The organism is Shewanella sp. Scap07, assembly GCF_013394145.1.
Taxonomy (GTDB): domain Bacteria; phylum Pseudomonadota; class Gammaproteobacteria; order Enterobacterales; family Shewanellaceae; genus Shewanella; species Shewanella waksmanii.
On sequence record NZ_CP041329.1, the window covers coordinates 537,545 to 562,906 of the forward strand.

A 25,362-nucleotide genomic window follows, 5' to 3' on the forward strand; every position below is an offset into this window, starting at 1 on the left:
CCTTAAGGTTCACGTAGTGCATTTGCACGCGCTCGTAATAGCGGTTTTAACCAATAATTCAAAACAGTTTTGTTGCCCGTTAAAATATCCGTATTTGCCTGCATGCCGGAAATTATCGGCCAGCCATTTAATACGTTTTCGCGAGTTTTTATATGAGCTTCATAATAGGTGCTGCCATCATCAAGTTGCTGCGCATCTGGGCTAACGTAAATAACCTCACCTTCAAGACCCCCATAAATAACGAAATCGTAGGCGGTGAACTTCACCGTCGCCTTTAGTCCCGTTCTGACAAAGGCGATATCTTTAGGGGCGATGCGACTTTCGACGATGAGTGCGCCGTCACTTGGTACAATGCCCATAATGGGCTCCCCAGGTTCGATAACCGCTCCCATAGAACGCACAAGAATGTTGGTGACTTTGCCATCGATAGGCGAGGTAATTTTAGTTCGCTCTAAGCGGTCAGCGAGAGTTTTAATACTCTCCTGTAGGCCTGCTAGCTCATTGCTCACTTCATTGCGTTCAGCTTCGCTGCGAGACAAAAACTCTAGTGCCAATGACTGCCGTTCACCAACCGCTTGGCTTTGTGCAGCCTTTAACTGGCGCTCATTGGCTTTAGAGGCCGCCAGTTCACCTTGTAAACGAATCGCGTCGCGCTCTAACTTAAGTAGCTCAAGTTCAGCAACTGCACCTTCTTCTACGGCTTCACGGGTCATGTTGATCTCTTGCTCAACGAGCTTAAGGCCATTAAGTTGGGCCTCAGTGGTAATGCGTGCTTCTTCTCTGGCTTCTATTTTTTGTGCGACAGCTTGTTCTGCCTGAGCGAGCTGTGAGATTAATTGCGACATCCTAGCTTGATAGATAGCCTGGCTGCGGGGACTGATTTGCCCTTGGGCTGTCGGTAAGGCTTGTATCTGTACTTGCACTTGTTGGCGCCAATCTTGATGCTGTGGTTGCATCTGCACTGATGCGAGCTCAGCTTCTAAACGCACGAGTTGACGCTTGAGCGCAATACGGCTTAATTGTGCTTCATCGTAGGCCGAGGCAAAGCGTAACTCATCAAGTACTAATAGCGTTTGCCCTGCTATTACGGATTGGCCTTCGGTAACAGCAACAGATTTTAGAATGCCGCCATCTAAGCTTTCTATTTGCTGCACCGAGTGGGTTGGCACCACTTTGCCTTCACCGACGACCACTTCATCTAATGTGGCAAAATGAGCCCATGTGATTGTGGCGATAATTAATAGCATCACCAGTAAAATAAGCTGTTTGGCCCGTCTTGCACCTTCGAGATGCTTAATATGGAGTTGAGCACTCATGAGTCGCCTCCTGAACTTTGTTGAGGCGCGCGCTTATTGATTGAGACAGCTTTAATGCGTCTTTTTTGGCTATCTTGCATGTCTGTTGCTGTGCGTTCATCGCAAATATTTCCCGCTTCCATCACGATAATACGGTCACATAAACTGAGCACTTTGGGGCTATGGGAGGCAATTACCATAGTGCAATTTCGCGGTTGAGATTTAAGGCAAGCAAGGATTTGGTTTTCGGCACGCTCGTCCATTGCGCTGGTGGGTTCATCGAGCAGCAGTAGTTTAGGCTGCCTCAATAGTGCGCGGCATAATGCGACCGCTTGACGCTGGCCACCAGAAAGCTGGCGGCCAAATTCACCCACTTGGCTTTCAAGGCCGCTACCCAAGCGAGCCATTAACTTGTCGATGCCGGTCGCCATTAAGGTTTTGGCTAATTGATTTTCATCAACGTGCTGTAAGCCGAATATCAGGTTTTCAAGTACTGAGCCATACACCAACTGGGGCTGCTGCGACATCCAGCCTATATGTTGACGTAAGCGATGTGCTGGCCACTGACTCGCCGCTAAGTTGTTATAACTAATTTGTCCAGAGCTAAGTTCATATTGGCCAGCAATGGCTGCTATAAGCGACGATTTACCTGCGCCAGCTGCACCAAAAAGGCCAATGCGTTCGCCCGGCTTCACCAGTAAATCAATATCATTAAAGGCCGGCATATTTTGCTCTGGATAGCTAAAGCTGGCATGGCTAAGCCTAAACTCGCCGTTAAAACTAACCTGGTTGTTGGCTTGCAGGGTTTGGCTGTTCTCCTGCGGAAGTGCCAAGATTGATTCAACCGCGACCACAGCTGATTGAGTCTGCTTATATTTAAGCACCAGCATGGCAATTTGATTAATCGCATTGGCAGCGCGGCCACTTAACATAACGATTGCAATTAGACCGCCCATACTGAGGTTGCCAGCATGAATCTGATATACCCCACTAATGATAAGACCAATTGTTACCAGCTGTTGGGCATTCATGACACTGTGGGTCAAGGTGTTTGAGGCGATGCGGGATTCATTTTGCCAATCTGCTAGATGACTAACGGCATCTTGCCAAATTCGCTTGGCCCGTGCTTCACCATTATTTTGTTTGGTCTCGACGAGTAGGTTCAAGGTTTCAACAAGGTGTGCTTGACGTTGTGTAGAGTATTTAGAGGTCTGCTCTATGGTGGTCACTAACCTTTTTTGCATTACAAAACTGATGACTAATAACACCACCATGCAGGTTAGCGGCACCAATACCATGGGGCCACCAAGCCAAGCTATTAAGGCCAAAAATAGCAGTGTAAATGGCAGATCCACTGCACTGACTAGCGTAGCAGAAGTGATAAACTCTCGAATGCTATCGAACTCCTGTAACTGCTTTGCAAATGCGCCAGCGGAAGCTGGACGGTGGGTTAGCTTCATACCGAGTACCCGACTAAACAACAAGTTCGACATGGAAATATCGATATGTTTGCCCGCAACATCGGCCAGCTTAGTGCGTGCTTGGCGCAGCAACCAGTCAAACATGATGGCGATAGAGGCTCCAATGGCCAACACCCATAGGGTATCGATGGCTTGGTTAGGCACCACTCGGTCATACACATTCATGGTAAAAAGCGGTGTGACGACCGCTAAGATATTAATGGCAAATGATCCCAGCAGAAAACTGGCATAAAACGGTTTCACTTCGTCAAATGCTTGGAGTAGCCAATGGCGGTGGGGGTTAAAACTATGTTCTTTTGCGCGATCATCCAAACTGGCTTGGCGACACAAGTACCAACTGTTTTTTTGATAATGTTGGCTGAAATCGGCTGCGGGAATGGTTTCTGTACTGCCATTACTATGTCGTATCTCAAGACCGTTATCACCACGACTTATCAGCACCGCGGCTTGCCCTTGATTACCAATGACCAGCGCAGGTAGGGCCATTTTATTTATTGGTAGTTGTTGCTGCGCAGCGTCAATCCCTACGTTCGCTAAAGCTTGGGGTAAGAGTGTCGGGGCGAGGGCGCTTTGGGATGTGGGTAAGCCATTGAGCAATTGGTTGTCATCGGCGTAAACCGCCAGGTGCCGGCAAATAACATGAGCTAACAACAATGTCTCATTGGGCTTGGTATTACTCATAAGTTCTGCCCCAATAATTGTTGCTCATCTTCGAGCTGACTAATACTGTCAACGGCATTGATATCGGATTGAGTATCAAGGGTGGCGGACAGGTACGTGGGCTCCGATAGATTTTCCGCGGCTTGGCGAATGGCCGTGGTTAAGGTTTGTAATTGTTCAGCGTTTAGCTCGGTTGAAATAGGCATGATGTGATCGCCTTTAGGAGGCGTGGTACTGCCTGCAATCAGTTGATGGGCTTCTGCCATCTGCTCATTATTAATCGGTTCAAGCCGCTCATGACTGTTGCTGAGACCAGTGTCATTTTCGCTGGCTGTTTGACTAGTGACGTGCTCTTCGCTGTGGCTGCCTACTTCTGGGTTTATCGGGGTGATGTGATCGCCTTTGGGAGGCGTGGTAATGTCTGCTATCAGTTGATGGGCTTCTGCCGTCTGCTCATCATTAATCGGTGCAAGCCGCTCATGACTGTTGCTGAGACCAGTGTCATTTTCGCTGGCTGCTTGACTAGTGACATGCTCTTCGCTGTGGCTGTCTACTTCTGGCTTTATCGGCGTAATGTGATCGCCTTTGGGGGGCGTGATACTGTCTGCAATCAGTTGATGGGCTTCTGCCATCTGCTCATTATTAACCGGTTCAAGCCGCTCATGATTGTTACTGAGACCAGTGTCATTTTCGCTGGCTGTTTGACTAGTGACGTGCTCTTCGCTGTGGCTGTCTACTTCTGGGTTTATTGGGGTGATGTGATCGCCTTTGGGCGGCGTGGTAATGTCTGCTATCAGTTGATGGGCTTCTGCCGTCTGCTCATCATTAATCGGCGCAAGCCGCTCATGACTGTTGCTGAGACCAGTGTCATTTTCGCTGGCTGCTTGACTAGTGACATGCTCTTCGCTGTGGCTGTCTGCTTCTGGCTTTATCGGCGTAATGTGATCGCCTTTAGGGGGCGTGTCGTCAGCGAACAATAGTGGATAAATTGGATTTAAATGGGCAATCTCTGTTGATACAAGCGGAAGATTATTTATTGTAACAGCCATTGATGAGGCAAGAGCCATAGAATCGATATTTTGATGACCGCGACCCGCATTTAGTGCTAATAGCTCGCTCTCAATAGACTTGATCGGAGTGATGTTATCTCCTTTGAGTTTATGGATTTCACTCGGCAAGCTTAGTCCGATATCTCGCTGCGTATCAATTTCCAAATAAGAGAGTGAAAGTTCAATATTGGACCGGATCAGCATTGAGTTAGCGTCATATAGCGGGTAGTTGGTAATGTCTATATTGGTGTTTATAGGCGTAATATAGTCAGCTTCAAATTGATAAGGCGTCAACTTTATCGGTGTTATCCAATGGGTAAACTTATAGATCATATCGCTAGACTGTGAAAATTGAATAGCCGGTGGCGTCTCGATAGCTGATACTCTCATGTCTCTTATTTCGCCCAAGAACTCAGAACCATCATCTAGGAGTTGATTGCCAGTACTAAATACTGTTGCGCTGCTGTCTACGCTTACCGTTATGATTTTCAACGCCCCCAGTGCAAATTCACCTTCGTAGGTGGCGAGGGGCTCCATATAGAGGGTGAAATTATCGCCATCACTGGCGCCATTTACACTCAAGGCCGCCACATCATCAATATTGACTAGCCACTTATTGCCTACTTTGTCACCGTGAGACAGGGTGAGGTGATCCGGTAAACCAAAAATAGTTAATAAACCGGCTTCTGTTGCTGCAGGGTTTTGTAGTTCCAAACCTAAGTTGAGCAAGACGTTATTGGGGTCAGTGGCAACCACATCGGCTGCTTGAGTCCAAATGGGGCGATCGACTTGTGGCTCAATCTCGATATCGAAATGCACGGTTTGCGCATCGCTAGTATCTATCGAGGCCACTCCTAATACGATTGCGGCGTCGACTGAACTAATATCCATTTGTACATTGAGCGTACCAAAGGCCAGTGGTCCCGGGTGCAGTTCAAATTGAGACAGTGATGCACTGTTAGTCGTGATTTGCGCGCTATAGCTATCGTCACTGGCATTGTAGGTAAATGAGGCGAAGCGATCACCGATGGCGATACCGTCAAGGTCGACCAAAGCGCTGGCTTGATCTGAGGTAATGGTTATCGTTAACTGCACTAGCTCATCACCGCTGGTGTCGAGAATTTCTGCATTTAAATCGATGCTGATAATGTCATCTTCTACGCTGTTATAGAGTGCATCAGGCGCTTGGATGATTTGTGCGCCGTCAGCAACGGGAGTGACTCCCACAATCAGCTCTGTCGTGGTGGTAGCAAACTGATCTGTGCCTAATTCTTGGGTGATTGCTTGTACCGTCAGCGGAATATCGCCATTGAAGTCTAAGGGAGGGCGCAGAACTAAGCTGGCTAGCTGTGCTTCGGTGACCGACCAAGAAAAAGTTGGTTTGCCAGCGAAGGTCCCGCCATCTTCGCCATTGTTCGGCAGTTGGACCAAGTTGCCACCATCTTGATAGTACAAGACTGCACCTTGAGGTACACCCTGAACGGTGAGGTAAATAACTTCTGAGCCGTCTTGGTCAATCAATTCAAGATTGCTACTACTTAACCCCGATAAGTCGATATCGCTATCTTCGGCGCCCACAAAAGTAGCAATACCACCTGGCGTATTGGCTGCGTCCACGACAGGTAGCACTGTGATGGTGCTGGTGGTGCTAAACGTATCAGTTGCTGTCGTTGGGCTGCCATCAATGTTGGCGGTGTCTTCGATGGTTCCGCTGATTTGAATTTGGAAGTCACCACTTAAATGGGTTGGCGGCACAAACTCTACCAATCCAAGCGCGGCGTCTAAATCAGCTTGAGTAAATCCTTTAAATTGCCAAGTATTGCTACTGCCAGCCGGTGCGACCCAAAAACCCGTTGGATCGTTAATCGTGCCCCCATCAAGCAAGGTCAACGTGATGGGCTGCGTGGGGTCACCAATGAGCAATTGTTCTTGTCCGCCGCTGGCGGGACTTGAGTCAGCGTCTGCAAATAGCAAACTTATGCCTAAAGGAATGGGCTGATCTTCCAGCATAGTGTCGTTGGCAATCGTTAACTCTGCGCCATCAACGACAGGGCTGATATTGATGTCTAAGTTTTGGCTCGTATCGGTTAGGGTATCACCGCTGATTGGGTCAGTTGCAATGATAGTAATTGGGATAGTTAAGTCACCGGCGTAATCATCGCTAATGTTATGCAATTTCAGGCTAGCCAATGATTGGCTAGTGAAAACGTACTCAATGACATTCATACCACTGCTGTCATAAACGGCAATAACATCGCTGCCGCTAAAGTAGCCGCCTTGGGGGAGGTCCGCCGCCAAGACTTTGAAACTGACAATGTCGTTACTGTCGTTGGTGATATTAGCGTTTAGGTGGCCAGCAAAGTCGATAGTGTTATCTTCAATAGCGTCTACTGTAGAAAGTTGTAGGCTGTTAACGTTAGAGGCATCGCTCGCGCCACTGCCTTGATCAAATTGGACGTAGAAATCAGTACTGATGATATCGGCATCATCTCTATCGAGTACGCGCGCCTCAATGGTTATTTTCTCTAATCCAGTCGCTGACGCGCTGCTGATGGTTGCGCCATCGAGGATAGATAAGCCCCATTCTTGAGTGCTGTCGTTGGTCAGGTTGGATAGTGGAATGATCCAGCGGCCGTCACCATCATTTATTGCCCCATTCGGGTGTTCAACATACCAGCCATCACTATCCGGTACGATGATCACTACATAGTCGAGCACTTCTGAGCCATCAATATCTTGCTCATTAAAGGTAACTTGTTGGGTTAAGTCGATTGGACTGCCATCAGCACTGGTTAATACTCGTTGCTCACGCTGTAAATTGGTTGCAAGGTCGACCACCGCATCAACATTGATACTCACCTGTGATGACACAAACTCGGTGACGACTTCTCCAGAATCTGAGGTATCTTGGACTTGGTATTGAATAGCAAGGTTGAAAATACCATCCGCATCTTCAGGTGGTAAAACAGCCAACCGACCTGAGTTGATTAGCGCATCTAATGTTGGGCTAGTCGTGTCAGTTAAATTGGCAAGATCAATACCTTGTGGACCAATATCAACGGGTGCGCCATCGAGTAATAAAATTAAGCCATTGATTTGCGCTGGAATGATGATGCCGACAACGGTTTCGCTACCATCCATGTCTGCCAGCATGCTGGGGCTGAGATCTAAAATTATCGCTTGATCTTCTCGGCCGCTAACTAAGGTGGTTAGTGATTGGCTGTCAGCGTCAATAACCGGAGTAATATCAATGTTGAGTGTCATCTGGTAGTCACTACTGTCGCCATCAAGTTCAGTGCTTTGGGCTAAAATAGTTAAACTGACAGTACCACTAAAATCAGCCACTGGACGCAAACTCAGGGTACTTAATTGCGCAGCTGAAACGGCATATATAGGTTGGCCACTATTAAAGCCAACCACATCTAATTGCACTTCCATGCCATTAGAATCAACAAAAATAACCCCATCAGGTACGCCAGATAGGCGCAGGTCTAACGACTCAGAACCGTCGATATCTGAGCTCACGATGGTGAAATCTAATGCAATATCTTGGTCTTCATCAAACTGGGCAAGGTTGCTAATAGTATTGCTGGTGCTATCGATACTCCAATTGCCCTGATTATCGACTATGCTTGGCGCATCATTGGCCACACCCGACAGTTGAATGGTTAACTGTTCGCTATCACTATAAGCCGGATTTGGGTGTGCAGGGGTGTTGTCCGGTGCAACGCCATCTTGGCTTGATTCGGTAGCAAAACTGCGTACGCTTAGGTTAAACGTCCCTAGGTTTGCTGAGCTGGCGTCATTTAACGGAATTAGCCAAGCATTATTAGCGTCGACATCGTCGGCCGAGACTGTCCAAACACCGCCGCCAAGATCTATTGCTGAGGGCGCTTGTATTGACCAGCCTACAGGTAAAGTAAATTCAAAGCTCAAACTCTCACTGCCAGATGTATCGCTCAGCTCCCCAGAAACAATATCTTGTATGGCGATGGGCTGATCTTCTTGGCTGCGTATATCCCGCGCAGATACGCTAGGAGTATCTGCCACTGGCGTGACAATAATTGATACAGTTTCGACTGTACTCAAGGCGGTATCGGCATTGTCACTTTCTTGGGTTTTTGCTTGGATGGTAAAACTAAACTCGCCTGCTAGGTTGTCATCGATATGCAGCTGTATGGCATCAAGTTGGACTTGGCTAATACTCGTGCCGCTGGTTAAGGTGATGCCAAAGGCGACTAAGTTTAGCCCGTCGGAAATATTGTCGATGATGTAACTGAGGGTTTCTGAGCCTTGCGGATCTACGCCGTTTTGGTCTTTAGAGCTGGCACCGAGATTTAATCCGATTGCTGCGGCATCTTCTAGCATTTCATAATTAAAGACACTGTCGCCATCCCATTGAGGGGTATCGGCTACTGATTCAATATTAATCGCAACTGATGTGTCGATGCCGCCTTTACCAACAATGTTGACGGTGACATCAAATGAGGCGCTAACGGTCGCGTTTGAGGCATCCTCTGCCGGAGTGTAGGTCAAATCACCGTTGGGAATTGCCACGCCCTCAATATCGATTAATAGGTCACTTCCCTGGAGAATATAATTTCCACTGCCGTCTTTGGGGAGTTCGATGCCATCTAATGCCAGTACACCACCTTGTAGTGCAGCAGTGTTAAACACTATGCTGGTAATCAGTTCACCATCATCAAGATCGCCTGGAGAAGCTTGGATCGCCACAGTTGCAGTAGTGTCTTCAACAAATTCAGTCGTGAATATTTTAATTGAGCCTTCCGCATCACGAGCGGTTAGTGACAATGTGCTGGTGGCGACGTCTCCGTCAGCATCGGTAAACGTAATGACGATATTTTCGCTAAAGGAGGGAGCCGCATACTCAAAGATGAAAGTGGAGACAGTGGCCGTACCGTCACTATTGACCACTAACTCACCATATTTGACCACATCGGGGTTGGCATCGGTCATCAAATCGATGACATCACCAGGGAAGTAAGGGCCGCCTGGGTAATCTATTTGAGTGACCGTTGCGCCATCAGCACCTTGCTCAAATGCGCTAAACAGCTCAATACTGTAGGACTCGTTACTTGCCTCGGTGAAACTGAGTTCGCGGCTGGTATCTTGCGGAACACTATCGGTAATCTTGACGGTAACGGTCTGGTTATTTGAAGGGTCACCATCTGCGTCGGTGGCTGTTACGCTAAAATCGATATTCAGTAGGTTCTCACCATTGTCACCATAACTATGATCAAGCGGCAAAAACTGTTTGAATTCAACTTTACCATTGCTGTCGAACTTAATTTGAAACACCTTTTGGTTATCGCCGTCACGTTTGGCGACATACCAGCCATTCTCATTCGCAGTGGTGTTGAGGCTGATCAAGTGGCCGGCGCTGTAAAATGTGCCTAAACTAAATCCCGGTGTGAGTTCAATTGTTGCGATATCGTCACTGCCAGCAAGGGTTTCAAGTATTTGTGTGGTACTTATTGGTGTCGAGGTCAGTAAGCCACTTTCTATGAGGTTGAGGGTCAGTGCATCTGGCAAGCTAGGATTTTGACCATCATAAATGTTAATGGCTACATTCCCGGTTGCGGCAGTATTATCGCTGTCGATGACGCTGACGCCCACATTGAGGGTATCAAGGAGGTTTGCACTGTTGAGGTGATCAATAGGGTGATGTAAATCAAAGCTAATATCTATATTTGCTGAGCTTTCAGCATCAATATGGATGGTGCTGGGTAATGACAGACTAAAGATTACTAGGCCGTCTGCAGTTTTCGCTTCTGCTGTTGCCCCGGTGTCTGAAATCGACCAATAGAGTTTGCTCGCGTTATGGGTGAGGGTTGCGCCAAGGCTGTTTTGTACTTCATCACCGTCGATTAGATTAAATAGCACGTTAACAATGGGATCTTTACTGGCACTAACATTAAACTGGCCGCTATCTGAATCATCAAACGCAGTGACACTGGGATCTTCACTGACCGTCAAGCTGATATCGTCGATGTTAGCCGCATCGGCATCTTGTACCGTCACGGTAATGTTTGCCTGACTCATATCGCCATCTTTATCTGTGGCGACCATGGCAAAATCAAAACTCTCAGTATCGGTCTGATCGAAGGCTTTATAGAGAGTAAAGGTATAGTCTTGATTTAAGCTATTGGTCTCACTGCTCCAACTATTAGAAAGTGAAAGCACGAAAACTGGGTCGCCAACATCACCAGTATGGGCTGTGAGTGTCAGGCCATCAGCACTCAGATGATAAATAATAGTTTGATTGGCCGCAGTTAATTGAGGTTGCTCATCAACACTGGCTATTCTTACATCGCTGATAGCATCACTACCTACGAACAAATCAAAGTTGCCCGTTTGACTCAGTGGTGTCGCTGACACATTGTTTTCATCAAAGCTGACCGAAGTAATATTGCTGATACTCGCGTTGTCGCCGTCAGCGATTTGCCAGTTGAGTATGCCTTTATTAATAGCAGTGCCATCGAGATCTTCTGCGACAATGGTCAAGGCTAAGTTGATGACATCATCAAGGTTATGATCTAGTGGCCTGAATAAATTAAGGATGGCACTAACGTTGACATCGTCTCCATCATTTACGGCGGATAAATCAATGGTAAATATGGTTAATTCGGGAGAGCTGGTGGATGCCGTTAGGGTCTTGCCGTCAGCCGATAAGCTGTATTTAATTAGCAAGCCATTGCTGGTTAATTGCATATTGGCAAGGTTAAATGGGGTTAATGCGCCAAATTCGACACTATCGGCAATAACGGTATCTGAGCCAGCTTCAATGACGAAGGTTTTAGTTTGTGATACCGCATTACCAATTATGGCTTCTTCAGTCTGCGTTGTCGCCGTTGCCATTGAGCCTGCATCACCATCAACAATATCAATACTGACATTCGCCGACCCTGGTGTGCCGTCAATGTCGACTGCATGATATACAAAATTAAGTTGTTGAATCAGGTTGTTATCTAGATTGCTTGCGGCGACAAATTGCCATACGCCGTTAGCGCTGACCGACAATTGCCCATAAGCGGTGTTAACAACCGTTGGGCCAGCTGCATTGACTTGATAGTCAACATTATCGATCGTAATTTTAGTGACCGTGAGCGGCCCTTCAATCGTGTAATCATTGGCAATTAATGATCCCGAGGTAATTGATTGCTCTGCTACGCGGTATTGGTCGTTGGCAACATATGAGAAGGTGTCGGTGATGGTCAATACTGCATAGGTTAATACCTTTTCTTGCGTACCGTCATCGTCAATTTGTAGCGCTTCTAACTGCACATATGTGGTGGTGCTGACACCGGATGACTCATCGAGAGGCTGCAGTAGAGTAATTTGCAATTGATCGTTCACCAGCTGTCCCTGCATGACAATCTCGCCGTCTGTGCGCGTTAGCGTAAATGCTTGGCCATCGCCATCTACCGCGACGGTGAGTGCTTGACCTTCTGAAGTGAGGCTTGTCAATCTTGCTTGGTCCAAACTGATACTGACATCGGCATTGTCTATGGCAAACGGCACGCTAACACTGGTTGTCGACTGAAAATTGAGTAGCAGTTCAAAAAGCAATGCAGGGTGGGGCTGAACCAGTGTCGGCATGGCATCGGAGGTGGTGTTGCCTGCTTGGTCAGCGGTGCTAACGACGACATCCCAGCTAGCAAGTTTATCCAAACTACTGGTATCTAGGTTGGTAAATGACCAATTACCGTCATTGTCTATCTGGGAAACAAAAACTAAGGTCTGATCGCCATCGGTGATAGTTAAAGTGACATCTTGTCCTTGCTCTACGCCGCTACTACTCCCTGACAGGCTATTTTGAATTTGATAAATAAATAACGCTGCGTTGAAGCCGTCTGCCCCAGTGTCGATGTCAATACTGACTTGGCTATCTATCGTCGCGGTATCTACTGCAGAAGCTGGATTGCCGGCGCTATCGCTCACCGTGGCTGTGGCGCTAATCACGCCATCTACAAAGCCAAGTGTTAGATAGTCTTCAGCGGCTAAACTCCAGTTACCGTTGTTATCGATTGTGGCAGTGCGACTCATTGTTGTACCTGCACTATCAGTAATAGTGACAGTCACTTGCCGGCCTACATCAATGAAGTTGCTGCTACCAGATATCACTAACGCGCTGAGTTCTGCAGCATTGATTAACTCATCATCTCCGCTACCTATAGATATAAATACTTGAGCTTGACTGTCTTTAATGACTTGGGTGGTCGCAACTGCTGTATTGCCTGCATTGTCCGTAGTCGTCGCTGTGACCGTAAGTGCACCATCGGCTAATGATTGCAGATTGGCCCCATCAAACTGCCAACTGCCATCAAATACGGTGGTGACGAAGGTTAGGCTGATATTATTAATATCAGTAACGGTTATGCTTACTTGGCTATTATTATTAACATCTTGAGTCGTGCCTAACAGGGTCACTTGCGACATTTCTGCAGCATTGAGGATGTTATCAACAACATCTTGATTAGTATCCACACTGACTGCTATTTGCGCTAATGTATCAATCTCAATACTGGTATCACTTTGGGCTAGGTTACCCGCCAAATCAGTAACCACCGCACTTGCTGTGATCTGACCTTGTGCCAAACTGGATAGATCTAAATCTGTCAGCTGCCATTGACCGCCGGTTACCTCGGCAGTGTATGTTAACTCCGTTGTACCATCGGTTATTGTGACGCTGACGACTTGACCATCTTCGACATTGACGACTTCGCCACTTAAGGCTGCCGCGCTAACTTCGTCGCTATTGAGGACATTGTCGTTGTCATCAAACTGGATACTGACGGTGGCGAGTGTGTCTTTTTGAAGTGATGTGGTTTGTGATGCCACATTGCCGTACCTGTCGATAGTATTGACCGATACATTAATTTCACCGTCAATTAAGCTAGTTAAATCAAGTCCAGTAAATAGCCAGCGACCTAAGACAACTATCGCTTCAAAACTTAAGCTATTATTGGCGCTGTCGGTAAACACAATATTGACCGTTTGACCACTTTCAACGTCGTTGGTCTGGCCAAAATAGATGGCTTTACTGATAGAGTCTGCATTAAGAGTTTTGTCGCTAGAGCGTTCACTGAAATCAATATCAGCGACCACATTTTTGTTTTTGATATCGACTGAGGTCGCAGAGTTTCCGGCGATATCATCAACACTGGCAGTGGCGGTTATTGCGCCATCAGCGAGGCTGCTAAGATCAAGGTCATCCAACTGCCAACGATTGTCAGTCACGGTAGTTTGAAAACTCAGTTGTTGGCCATTGATATCACTGACCAATACTGTGACGACTTGGCCATCTTCAATGTTTAAAGTTCGCCCATATATCTGACTCAGTGGCGTTTCGAACTGATTGAGGGTATTGTCTTCGCCAGTTTCAATTCTGATGAGTATCTCAACAAAGCTAGAGTCTTTCTCGACCGTATTGTTGGCCTCAGCGACGTTACCTTCAAAATCTTGAGTGGTAACAAAAAGCTGCAACGTGCCATCGAGTAATGATGATAAGTCGGCATCTTTTACACGCCAAATGCCATTGACCACAACAGATTCAAAAGTCAAACTCGTGCCGGCTGTATCGGTTACGGTTACCAATACTGGACTGGCGTCTTCAACATTGAGCACAAAGCCTGCTAATAAAGCTTCTTCACTTTCTAAGCTATTCAGCACTCCGTCGGCATCGATGGCAGCAATGGTGATGTTAGCTTTGGTTTCTTTATAAGCTTCGGTTTCTGAGCTGGCTTGATTGCCTGCTGCATCAGACGCCGAAGCCGTAAAAATTAATGGTCCTTCGGCGAGACTCGCGAGGTTTGCCCCCAGCAGTTGCCATTGCCCTGCTATGACTTGGGCGGTGAAGGATAGTTCATCGCCGTTGATATCACGGGCTATGATGATGACCGTTTGACCATCTTCAATATTGTCGACCACACCATAGATATTGGTATCTATGACTTCTGTTTGATTAATGACAATATCAGAGCCAGTTTCAACAAAAATACCGACACTGGCGAGAGTGTCTATTTCAATTGTTGTATTGGCTTGTGCTGAGTTACCCGCTTGATCTGAAACCAAGGCAGAGGCTGATATTGTGCCGTCAACCAATGTGGTTAAATCAACATCATCAATCTGCCATTGCCCGGCGACGACTACGGAAACTGCAGTGACAATATTGCCGATAGAATCGGTAAAGGTAATGGTAACTTGTTGACCATCTTCTACATTGGCCACGCTGCCTCTAGCGCTGACCTTAGATAGTTCGCTGGCATTGATAACCCCATCATTATCAATGATTTCTATGCTGATGCTAGCTTGAGTGTCTTTGAGAACACTTGAAGTATTTTCAGCGATATTTCCTTCAAAATCTGAACTAGTGACGTACAGCTGTAATGTTCCGTCTGCCAGTGTAGAGAGGTCAACATCATCGATAATCCAGGTGCCATTGCGCACCGTGCTATTAAAACTCAAGCTGTTGCCTTGGCTATCGGTGACGGTAACGGCAACGGGTCGCCCATCTTCGATGTTATGAACCAGCCCCGCAAGCGTCGCCGTACTGACCTCTGCGCTGCTAAGCACTTGGTCGAGATCGATAGCGTTGATAGAAACAAATGCTTTGGTTTCTTTATATACGTCAGTTTCTGCGATAGCAGTGTTACCGGCAATATCGGTGCTAGATGCGTTAAAGATGAGTGGCCCATCTTCAAGCTCTGACAAGTCGACAGCGTCAATTGACCATGCTTGGTCTACCACGATGGTCGAAAAGCTCAAACTATTCCCTGATGTATCGGTAACGGTTATGGTAACAATTTGACCATTTTCAATATCAGTGACGTCACCATAGAGATCTGTCGCTACGACTTCGGTGGCATTTAATACCGTATCCTCACCGCTATCGACGTTGATGGTTATTTGAGCAAGGTCATCAACATTTATTTGCGTGCTAGCTTGGGCGTGGTTACCCGCAATATCCATTGATAAAGCCGTAGCAATAAGGGTATCAGCAGCAAAAGCAGATAAATCAATATCACTCAGTTGCCAACCGCCATTGACGACATTGGTCGTTGTGCTCCATTGTTGGCCACTCGCATCACTAAAGGTTACTGTAACGGGCTGGCCATCTTCGATGTTGTTGACTTGGCCTTGGACCGTAGCTTGCGAGAGTTCCTGCTGATTAAGTACGCCATCATCATCGACAAATTCGATAGTAATACTGGCTAAGCTGTCTTTTAGATAATTGATTTGATCTTGAGCTGGGTTACCAGCAAGATCGCTCGAGGTCGCAGTAAAAATAAGTTGGCCTTCAGCTAGTGAAGACAAGTCAACGTTGTTAAGCTGCCATGATTCTTCAACAACGCTGGTAATAAAGCTTAGAGTTGCACCTAATTGGTCGGTGACAGTCACGACTACATCTTGACCGTTTTCAATGTCGATAACATCACCGAATATATTGGTAGCTAGCATCTCCATTGCATTGATGATGTCGTCATTACCGGTATCAACATTAATGGTAATCACTGCAAGGTTATCTACAAGTATATCGGTGCTGGCTTGTGCGGGGTTGCCGGCAATATCTGCTGATGATGCGGTGGCAATCAGCTTCGCACTATCAAAATCAGATAGATTGACATCATTAAGTTGCCAACTTCCATTGACGACGACTGTTGTTGCACTCGATTGCTGGCCATTGGCGTCACTAAAGGTGACAGTCACCGCTTGTCCATCTTCGATGTTAGCGACTTGACCTTGGACTTGGGTGTGGGCAAGTTCCTGCTGATTAAGTACGCCATCATCATCGACAAATTCGATAGTAATACTGGCTAAGCTGTCTTTTAGATAATTGATTTGATCTTGAGCTGGGTTACCAGCAAGATCGCTCGAGGTCGCAGTAAAAATAAGTTGGCCTTCAGCTAGTGAAGACAAGTCAACGTTGTTAAGTTGCCATGATTGTTCAACAACGCTGGTAATAAAGCTTAGAGTTGCACCTAATTGGTCGGTGACCGTTACGACCACATCTTGACCATTTTCAATATCGCTGACATCACCGAATATATCAGTAGCCAGCATTTCGACTGCATTGATAACTTGATCATTTCCGGTATCAACATTAATAGTGATACTGGCAGCAACATCGAGGGCTATGGTGGTTTCTACAACTGCTGGGTTACCCGCAATATCGATGGTCGTTGCCCGTGCTATTAAGGTATTGCTATCAAAGGCCAACAAATCGGCGTCTATAATTTCCCATTGGCCATTGCTAACGGTGGTGGTAAACGATTGCGAGTGTCCTTGTTCATCGGTTAATTCGACCGTAACGGGTTGACCATTTTGTACATCTTGTACCTGGCCAAAGAGCCGAGTCACCGTTGCCTCGCTGGCATTGATCACATTATCTGAACCGTAGTCTACCGTGATGCTGATATCAGCCAAGGTATCTTTTATTGCGTCATCGATCCCATTATTGACCTCACCGGGATAGAGCGGGGCGGTGATTGTAGCAATAACTTGCCCTTCTTCAAGTTGGCTCCAGTCTATATCTGCAAGAGTCCAAGCTTGGTTTTCGACGCTCACTTCAAAGAGTAATTGCTTGCCTTTGATGTCTGTTAACGACAGGGTTAATTGTTGGCCGTCACTTGCATCAAGTGCGAGACCTGCAAGATCAACAGCCGGACTTTCAAAGCGATTGATATAGATATCACCGTTACTGTTGATATTGACTGTCAGTGTGAGTGTCGCAAAACTGTCTTCCGTAATATTGCTAAATAAGGTACCGGTAGTGGCGTTTTGTTGGTCTGAAAAGGTATCAAAACCTGAGCTTGGAGGTGAGATTTCACCATCGCGGTTAACGAGCTGAAAGCCCAAATTGATACCTTGCTGACCGACAACTTGATTGGCTGCCGGATTGAGTGCGGGCGTATGAGATGTTGACTGGCGTAACTCATTGACGGTGCTGGTAGAAATATCGATGCTATTGCCATCAATGGTTATCTGGTTTTGTTCACCATTGATGATGACAGCTAACTGTTCAGGCGTGACGAAGTGAATAACAATGGCATCAGAAAGTTGACTGGCATCAACAGGTAGCCAGCGGCCGTCAGCTGTGATAGCCCAAATCAGTTCCCCTGATTGGACGTAGTACAATACTTGCGCACCATTGGTTGACGCCATAGTCACTTCCTTATTCGTGTACAAATCCTCATCAGCATTAGTTTTGATTAAAAAACTAGCAGCTCAAGTCTATTCTATGAGGAATTGTCAGGATTACAACTCAATTTGCTGTTTGAGATAGTGAAATAAGTATAGTTAACTATTTGAAAGCCATGTGAATAAAGGCTAGGTATAAAAAAGCCCCCTATTTGAGGGGGCTATGTATCTGGATTGCTAATTTATTTGGCTTGCTCTTCTTGCAACCATTGTGCGGCGCGTTTAGCAAAGTAGGTCAAAATGCCATCGGCACCAGCGCGTTTAAAGCACAGTAGTGATTCCATCACGATGGCCTTTTCTGCTAACCAACCATTTTCAATCGCCGCCATGTGCATCGCATACTCACCGCTAACTTGATAGGCAAATGTCGGCACTGCTAGTTCAGTTTTAACCCGATGAACAATATCTAGGTAAGGCATACCAGGTTTTACCATTACCATATCAGCGCCTTCTTGAATATCGAGGGCGACTTCGTGTAGTGCTTCATCACTATTGGCAGGATCCATCTGGTAGCTGTGTTTATTGCCACCTTTAAGGTTACCGGCTGATCCGACAGCATCACGAAACGGTCCGTAATAGTTCGACGAGTATTTCGCTGAGTACGCCATGATCTGGGTGTTCACATGACCTGCTTCTTCTAACGCTTGGCGAATCGCGCCAATACGGCCATCCATCATGTCAGATGGGGCAACGATGTCTGCGCCTGCTTCTGCGTGTGACAAAGCCTGTTTAACTAAGATCTCAGTGGTGATGTCGTTAAGAATATAACCGTCGTCATCAATAATGCCGTCTTGGCCATGGGTAGTGAAAGGATCCAGTGCGACATCTGTCATCACGCCTAGCTCCGGGAATGCCTCTTTAAGCGCACGCACTGCTCGTTGGGCGAGTGCATCGGCGTTATAGGCTTCCTCTGCAAGTAAGGTTTTTTTCTCAGCTGGAGTAACAGGGAAAAGTGCAATCAGTGGGATGCCTAATTTTACTAACTCTTCCGCTTCTTTAAGCAGTAAATCGATTGAGTAGCGTTCAACACCTGGCATAGAAGCCACTTGCTCTGTGCGGTTGTTACCTTCAAGCACAAACATTGGGTAGATTAGGTCGTTAACTGACAATTGGTTTTCAGCCATTAGTCGACGGCTAAACTCATGTTTACGCATACGACGCATTCTACGCTGTGGGAAAGCACTGGTGATTATATTCACTTTTGACTCCTGCAAATACCTTGTGAAGACAGCATGGCATTTTTGACTCTGTCTGCCTGACACAGGGTTGGGTTGTGATTTATTCTTCTTCAGACCCGAATAATACGACTTTGTTCCGGCCTTCGTTCTTTGCCTGATAAAGCGCTTTATCAGCATGATCAAGTAGCAGCTGAGTATGGTCTTCATCCTCAACGACTTCAGCACAAACGCCGATACTGACGGTTAAAGGGATGGTTTGGTTATCCCAACTTAGCGGCAACTCATCGATGGCTTCACGGATAGATTCCGCCACCTGCAGTGCACCATCTTGTGCTGTATTAGGCAAGATGATAGCAAACTCTTCACCGCCAAAACGTGACACCAGATCCGCTGGGCGTTTTAATTTTGCTTTTAATGCTTGGGCGATTAAACGTAAACACTGATCGCCGGCCAAATGGCCATGATTGTCATTGATGGATTTAAAACGGTCGATATCCAACATTAAAATTGCCATTGGCGTTTGCTGACGGCGGCTTAATCGGCCTTCGGCTTGCAATCGCTTGTCAAACGCCGCGCGGTTTTTGACGCCGGTTAAACTGTCAATGGTGGTTTGTTCAGTGAGCTTTTGATTGGCTTCATTGAGCTCTCGCAGGGCGATTTCTAACTCTAGGGTGCGCTCTTGAACCATTTGCTCAAGCTTTTCATTGGACTGTGCCTCCATACGCAAAGATTCTTCACGGCTTTGGCGCAGATGTTCTGCTTGTTTAAGTGCCTCTTGCTGTATGCGCATTTTGGCTTTGCGTTCATCGTTGTAGCGAATGGCTAAAATCGCCGCCATAAATACAATCTCAAAGCTCAGTCCCATCATTAATGGAGTTTGATGAGCGATAGGCAGGTGCAACAACCCAAGATACATAGATGCAGTAATAAAAGAGCCAACCAGCAATCCAGACCAAGCTAAGGTAAATAGCTTCGCCAGTTTATGGCCTTTTAAACTTTGAATGATAGCGATGACCATCAATAGAACCGAAGAGATAAGCACGGCACTGATATAAGATACTAACGCGACGCTATAGTCTAAAAACGGTGTGATGATAACCATCAGCGCCGCAATTGCAGCGCCATAACGGCACATTCTCAGTAATCTCACCCCGTGGTATTTGAGTTGCAGCACTTTTTCAGTAAACAGCAAGGCAAACATGATAGTTAATGGGATTAACAACAGGAGCATTAGCTGTTGCACATGCGGCCAGTTTGGCCACAAAAAGCGGAAAGCAAATCCATGCAGTGTCGCCACCAGTAGAGTCACACTGAGCACATAACCAGAATAGTAACTGTAGCTGAAAGAGCCTGTGGTAATTGCAATAAACAAACTGAACAAGCCAATGGCGGTCAAGGCGCCTAATTGAAAGCCGTGGGTGAGAGATTGTGCTTCAGTGCGTTTCGCAAGCTCGTTGGGGCTGTATAAATTAAGGGGTAAGTTGGCACTGCCTTGAGTTTCTACGCGAATGTAAAAACTGTGCATTTGGTCTTGGGATAACTCAAATGGGTAGAGAAAATTGTTGTTAATAATCGGCCGCTGATCAAATGGCAGGCTATCACCCATGGCGATTTGTTTATACAGCGTATCATTGACAAGGTGGTAGAGATCGAGCTTATCGATATGCGGATTCTCTATCGATATAAAGCGTCGCACTATATCGGGTGTTTGGTTGTATAGGGTAAATTTAACCCAGTAGGCTGGCTTGCCAACGTGATTGGTGACATCTGGGGTTAGTTTTTGCCAACGACTGGAACTTAGCCTGGATACCTGCTGGATATTAAGCTCAGGTATATCATTGGTGTAATAGGCCCACTGGGATAGGTTAAGCCCGCGTTCCTCATTGGTATCAATCGCCAAAACCACTTCGGCATGGGCGAGTTGCAGGGCACTCGTCATGATAGAGAGTAGCAGCCAGCACCAAGACTTCGCCATCATTGTGCTAATCCAAAAAAGTCTAAGCTGTTTTGATACGTTTGGTTGGCGAACACCGCTGGCGGTTGCTGCCTAAGGTTCGCCACATACTCTGCAATATAGGGCAGGTATTGTGGCTCATTTTTACTCGACTTAGGTTTAGGTCGCATACTTCTCGGCAGTAAATAGGGGCTGTCTGTTTCTATCAGTATACGATCATTTGGAATATCTGGGACGATTTGTGCCAGTTCTTGTCCACGGCGCTCGTCGCAGACCCAGCCTGTTACGCCAATGTATAAATCCATATCAATATATTGCATTAACGCATCGCGATCACCGGTAAAACAGTGTAGTAAGGCTTTAGGTAGGTGAGGGCGGTATTCGCTAAGAATGCGAATAAAGTCTTGATGGGCGTCGCGCTCATGCATCAATACCGGCATATTGAGTTCACACGCTATAGCCAGTTGGTCAGCAAATGCCTGTCGTTGTTGAGGCCTAGGCGAAAAGTCGCGATTATAATCCAGTCCACATTCGCCAATGGCGAGCACAGATGGACTTTGCGCTAGGGCCTTAATTGTTGCTTCTGACTGATTATCCCATTCTTTCGCGTGGTGTGGGTGAATGCCTGCTGTTGCATACAGCTGCCTCGGATAATCGCTGCAAACTTGTAGCGCTTGCTGGCTTTCTTCTATGTTGCTACCAATAACAATAAGTGGCGACACATCCGCTTGCACCGCCCTAGCGACAACACCTTGGAGATCTTTTTCAAGTGCGCTGCCAACTAAGTTAACAGCGATATCCATATACCTAGACATTACTTGAGGCGTTTTACTCGAATGGTTGCATTCTTATTGTCGCTCCCGAGGAAAAATGAGGTCAAGGCACCTTTTTCAACATAGACCCTTTCACCTGATTTTACTTTGTATCTTTTACTATCAGTTTGCTTCCACACCTGACCATTGTTGAAGCTAATTTTCAGCGCTCCGTATGCATCTTTTTCAACTTTACTGACTGTAAAATAGAGTTTGTCGATGCTTTCTTCCTCAACGGGCTTTAAGTTGCCAAACTGCTGTTCTACTGTAGATACGGATTCTGCAGCGGGGGCTGCAACATTGGTTTGAGGTGTTGCAATATTATTTGTGGTTTGGATTGTTGAAGTCGGTACAGTTGACTGAGCAGCAATAGCTTTTTGAGGTTTCACCGTTTTTGCCAAATTATCATAACAAATTAGTCGGTCTAACTTGTCGGTGATGGTGGCACATTGGGCAAGATTTTGCTCAAGCCCGGCCTGGGCTTGAGCGGTAATGACTAGCGATGATACAGCGATAAAAAGTAGACGCAATGGCTTAACTGAGCGCATAAAAAGTTCCTTTTATTTTATTATCAGAGCGCTACAACAGTGCCAAGCTAGGGCCTATTGCTCAGGAACATCCTGCTGCTCTTCGTTTTCATCGTCCTTTTTACTGTAGAAACGCGCTGCAATCAATCCCCCTTCAAATAATATCAGCATAGGGATGGCTAACATGGTCTGCGAGATGATGTCTGGAGGAGTCAACATCATGCCGATCACAAATGCTCCGACAACAATATAAGGGCGTTTAGCTTTGAGTTCTTCTGGAGTCGTGACGCCTGCCCAACACAATAAGATCACCGCGATGGGGATTTCAAAGGCAAGGCCGAATGCGAAAAACAGTTTCAGTACAAAACTCAAATAGCTACTGATATCGGTAGCAACTTCAACGCCTTCAGGTGCAACACTGGTAAAGAAGCCAAATACCACCGGAAAGACAATGTAGTAGGTGAAAGCGATACCTAAATAAAACAACAGTGTGCTGCTTGCTAGCAGTGGCATCATCAAGCGCTTTTCATGCTTATATAACCCCGGTGCAATGAACGACCAGATTTGATAAAGCACATAAGGAATGGCGATAAAAAATGCCAAGACCAAAGTCAGTTTAAACGGAGCAAAAAATGGCGCGGCAACGTCGGTTGCGATCATACTGCTGGTTTCAGGCAGCGCCTGCATCAGCGGTGTGGCCATGTAGTGATAAATGTCATTTGCCCAATAGACTAGGCAGATAAAAACAAGAAGCACACTTCCTATCGCCCTAAGCAAACGATTGCGGAGCTCTAGCAAGTGGCTAATTAAGGGCTGCTGTTGCGACATAATTACCCGTTAGGTTTATCAGAGTTAGCGCTCTGCTTCGTTGGCGCGGCCTGAGTCGTTGGTGCGTCATCACTGGTTTTTTTGTCACCAGTAGCCACGTCCTCGACCTGATAGGGGCGATTCACAGATTGAGCTGCTTCTTTTAATTGATCGATTGAATCCTGTAACTCAGGAGAAAGATTCTTGAGTCCTTGATTCTCAGCCTTTTTTAAATCTGAGTGCAGTTGCTCAATTTTAAGCTCCTGCTCAAGTTCGTCTTTTACCGAGTTCGCCATACGTTTCATGGCGCGGATCCAGCCTGTAATTGAGCGCACTGCAACTGGTAGTCTTTCAGGGCCAAGTACCACTAGCCCCAAAATACCAATCAACAGTAGCTCCATAAAGCCGATACCGTCGAACATAAGGGATTACGCCTGTTCTTTATCCTTGGACTCAGTTTTCTTCTGCTCAGTTTGAGCAGTTTTTTCTGCGTTAGTGTCTTCTAGTGCTTTTTTCTCTTCATCTGAAGACATGGCGTTCTTAAAGCCTTTAACTGCGCCGCCTAGGTCACCACCTAGCGAACGTAACTTCTTTGTTCCAAAAAGCAATACCACGATTAAAGCAATAATTAGAAGTTGCCAAATACTAATGCCACCCATGAAACGATCCTCATTAATTTGATTCTGGTTCTATTATGAACCTTTGGTTATTTAGTGCTAGCTAAAATTTGCGATTCTTTGGCCTAGATCGCCATCCGAGTATCCAGAGTACGACCCCAAGACCACCTGCGCCATAAGAGGCCACTAGTGTAACTTGTTGGCTAAACAATATAGTGGCGCAGATCACTAAAACAGCTGATGTGAGCAAAAGGAAGTTACTTTTATGTGCTTTTTGCTGCTGTTTAAGATAGCGGTCAAGCATTTGGTTTTGTGAATTGACGAAATTTTTACCAACCTTCAGGTTGTCATAAATCAATTCAGGCATTTCTGGCAGTTTGTCCGCCCAATATGGCAGCTCTTTTTTAATCTTATTTGCCATAGCCTTAGGGCCAACTTGCTCAGACATCCACTGCTCTAAGAACGGCTTGGCGGTTTGCCATAAATCGAGTTGCGGATACAACTGACGCCCCAAGCCTTCAATATAAAGTAGGGTTTTTTCCAGTAATACCAGTTGCGGCTGAACCACCATGTCAAAGCGTCTGGCTGTTCTAAACAACTCTAACAGCACGTGACCAAAGGAGATTTCATCCAGTGGTTTGTTAAACATGGGTTCGCAGACAACTTTTACCGCTTGCTCAAACGCGCTGACATCGGTGTCCGGTGACACCCAACCAGATTCGATATATAGCTGAGCAATGCGGCGATAATCGCGATTAAAGAAGGCCAAGAAGTTCTCGGCTAAATAGCGTTTATCTTCATCGGTTAAGGTCCCCATGATGCCGCAGTCGAGGCCGATATAATACGGATCATTTGGGTGGTCGCGGCTAACAAAAATATTGCCAGGATGCATGTCGGCGTGGAAGAAGTTGTCTCTAAATACTTGGGTGAAAAACAACTCCACACCGCGCTCGGCCAGCAGTTTTAAATTGGTGCCTTGCGCTTCCAGTGCAACACGGTCCGAAACCGGAATGCCGTCAACACGCTCCATGACGATAAGCCTTGTAAAGCACAAGTCTTCATACATGTAAGGAATATAAAGCGCGCCAGAATCGAGAAAGTTATTGCGCAGCTTAATGGCGTTGAGGGCCTCAAGTTTGAGGTTTAATTCACCTTCAATGGTTGTACGGTAATCTTCAACAACCTCAGCAGGGCGTAAGCGGTTGCCTTGGCCTAGCAAGGTTTCTAAAAAGTTTGCAGCTTGAGACATCAACTGAATGTCAGCATGAACCTTCTCTTCCACATTGGGGCGCAACACCTTAAGCACCACTGGCTTACCATTGGACCTTAATGTCGCGGTGTGGACCTGAGAAATGGACGCCGATGCCAATGGCACATCGTCAAAGTCTTCAAAATAGGTATCGATATCTGTGCCGAGCTCAGCTTCAATCATACTGCGAGCAATGGCGGTATCGAACGGCGGCACGCGATCTTGCAGCATGGCTAACTCTTCAGCCCATTCGTCGCTGAGTAAGTCGCGGCGGGTGGATAGCATTTGGCCAAACTTGATGTAAACCGGCCCGAGCTCTTGCATTGCCAGTTTTAAACGTTCACCACCGGCTTTGTCTTTATGCTTATTGCCTAGCCAAAAGAAGCAGCCACGCAATAGTTTGAAGTACCAAGGCTTAAGTTTAGCGGGAATAATGTCATCTAAGCCATATTGAAGGGCGATTTTGACGACCTGATAAGCGCGCTTGATACTGGTGGTGGTCATGTCGAGAG

Annotated in this window: 11 protein-coding genes; all 11 read right to left on the reverse strand. The window is 46.5% G+C overall.

Annotation, left to right across the window (positions count from 1 at the left end; genetic code table 11):
* Positions 1-2: 2 nt before the first annotated feature.
* Positions 3-1,316 (reverse strand): HlyD family type I secretion periplasmic adaptor subunit, encoded by a 1,314-nt coding sequence (locus FLM48_RS02525; RefSeq protein WP_179023238.1) that lies wholly within the window; start codon positions 1,314-1,316, stop codon positions 3-5.
* Positions 1,313-3,457 carry a type I secretion system permease/ATPase gene (locus tag FLM48_RS02530; protein ID WP_179023239.1) on the reverse strand — a complete coding sequence of 715 codons (2,145 nt, stop codon included), beginning with the start codon at positions 3,455-3,457 and terminating at the stop codon, positions 1,313-1,315. Before FLM48_RS02530 ends, FLM48_RS02525 begins: the two co-directional genes overlap by 4 nt.
* Positions 3,454-17,670 carry an Ig-like domain-containing protein gene (locus FLM48_RS02535; protein WP_179023241.1) on the reverse strand — a complete coding sequence of 4,739 codons (14,217 nt, stop codon included), beginning with the start codon at positions 17,668-17,670 and terminating at the stop codon, positions 3,454-3,456. The genes FLM48_RS02530 and FLM48_RS02535 overlap by 4 nt, the downstream gene beginning before the upstream one ends.
* A 218-nt stretch (positions 17,671-17,888) precedes the next feature.
* The gene (gene hemB, locus FLM48_RS02540) at positions 17,889-18,905 is read right to left on the reverse strand and encodes a porphobilinogen synthase (RefSeq protein ID WP_028772801.1); all 1,017 of its coding nucleotides are present in this window, start codon (positions 18,903-18,905) and stop codon (positions 17,889-17,891) included.
* Between the two features lie 79 nt (positions 18,906-18,984).
* Positions 18,985-20,862 (reverse strand): diguanylate cyclase, encoded by a 1,878-nt coding sequence (locus FLM48_RS02545; RefSeq protein ID WP_372847445.1) that lies wholly within the window; start codon positions 20,860-20,862, stop codon positions 18,985-18,987.
* Positions 20,859-21,653 carry a TatD family hydrolase gene (locus tag FLM48_RS02550; protein WP_179023243.1) on the reverse strand — a complete coding sequence of 265 codons (795 nt, stop codon included), beginning with the start codon at positions 21,651-21,653 and terminating at the stop codon, positions 20,859-20,861. The genes FLM48_RS02545 and FLM48_RS02550 overlap by 4 nt, the downstream gene beginning before the upstream one ends.
* On the reverse strand, positions 21,653-22,198 hold the full coding sequence (locus FLM48_RS02555; protein ID WP_051484522.1) for a hypothetical protein: 546 nt from the start codon (positions 22,196-22,198) through the stop codon (positions 21,653-21,655). The genes FLM48_RS02550 and FLM48_RS02555 overlap by 1 nt, the downstream gene beginning before the upstream one ends.
* A 54-nt stretch (positions 22,199-22,252) precedes the next feature.
* Positions 22,253-23,005: a twin-arginine translocase subunit TatC gene (gene tatC / locus FLM48_RS02560; protein ID WP_028772797.1), complete on the reverse strand. Its 753-nt coding sequence runs from the start codon at positions 23,003-23,005 to the stop codon at positions 22,253-22,255.
* Between the two features lie 2 nt (positions 23,006-23,007).
* Positions 23,008-23,406: a Sec-independent protein translocase protein TatB gene (gene tatB / locus FLM48_RS02565; protein ID WP_179023245.1), complete on the reverse strand. Its 399-nt coding sequence runs from the start codon at positions 23,404-23,406 to the stop codon at positions 23,008-23,010.
* Positions 23,407-23,412: 6 nt separating this feature from the next.
* The gene (gene tatA, locus FLM48_RS02570) at positions 23,413-23,643 is read right to left on the reverse strand and encodes a Sec-independent protein translocase subunit TatA (protein ID WP_028772795.1); all 231 of its coding nucleotides are present in this window, start codon (positions 23,641-23,643) and stop codon (positions 23,413-23,415) included.
* A 61-nt stretch (positions 23,644-23,704) separates the two neighbouring features.
* Positions 23,705-25,354 (reverse strand): ubiquinone biosynthesis regulatory protein kinase UbiB, encoded by a 1,650-nt coding sequence (gene ubiB / locus FLM48_RS02575; protein WP_179023247.1) that lies wholly within the window; start codon positions 25,352-25,354, stop codon positions 23,705-23,707.
* Positions 25,355-25,362: the final 8 nt, after the last annotated feature.

Excerpts from the sequence above, each read along its gene's own strand:
- FLM48_RS02525 (WP_179023238.1), bottom strand. The coding sequence starts at position 1,316 with ATGAGTGCTCAACTCCATATTAAGCATCTCGAAGGTGCAAGACGGGCC.
- FLM48_RS02530 (WP_179023239.1), bottom strand. The coding sequence starts at position 3,457 with ATGAGTAATACCAAGCCCAATGAGACATTGTTGTTAGCTCATGTTATT.
- FLM48_RS02535 (WP_179023241.1), bottom strand. The coding sequence starts at position 17,670 with ATGGCGTCAACCAATGGTGCGCAAGTATTGTACTACGTCCAATCAGGG.
- FLM48_RS02545 (WP_372847445.1), bottom strand. The coding sequence starts at position 20,862 with ATGATGGCGAAGTCTTGGTGCTGGCTGCTACTCTCTATCATGACGAGT.
- FLM48_RS02550 (WP_179023243.1), bottom strand. The coding sequence starts at position 21,653 with ATGTCTAGGTATATGGATATCGCTGTTAACTTAGTTGGCAGCGCACTT.
- FLM48_RS02555 (WP_051484522.1), bottom strand. The coding sequence starts at position 22,198 with ATGCGCTCAGTTAAGCCATTGCGTCTACTTTTTATCGCTGTATCATCG.
- tatC (WP_028772797.1), bottom strand. The coding sequence starts at position 23,005 with ATGTCGCAACAGCAGCCCTTAATTAGCCACTTGCTAGAGCTCCGCAAT.
- tatB (WP_179023245.1), bottom strand. The coding sequence starts at position 23,406 with ATGTTCGACGGTATCGGCTTTATGGAGCTACTGTTGATTGGTATTTTG.
- tatA (WP_028772795.1), bottom strand. The coding sequence starts at position 23,643 with ATGGGTGGCATTAGTATTTGGCAACTTCTAATTATTGCTTTAATCGTG.
- ubiB (WP_179023247.1), bottom strand. The coding sequence starts at position 25,354 with ATGACCACCACCAGTATCAAGCGCGCTTATCAGGTCGTCAAAATCGCC.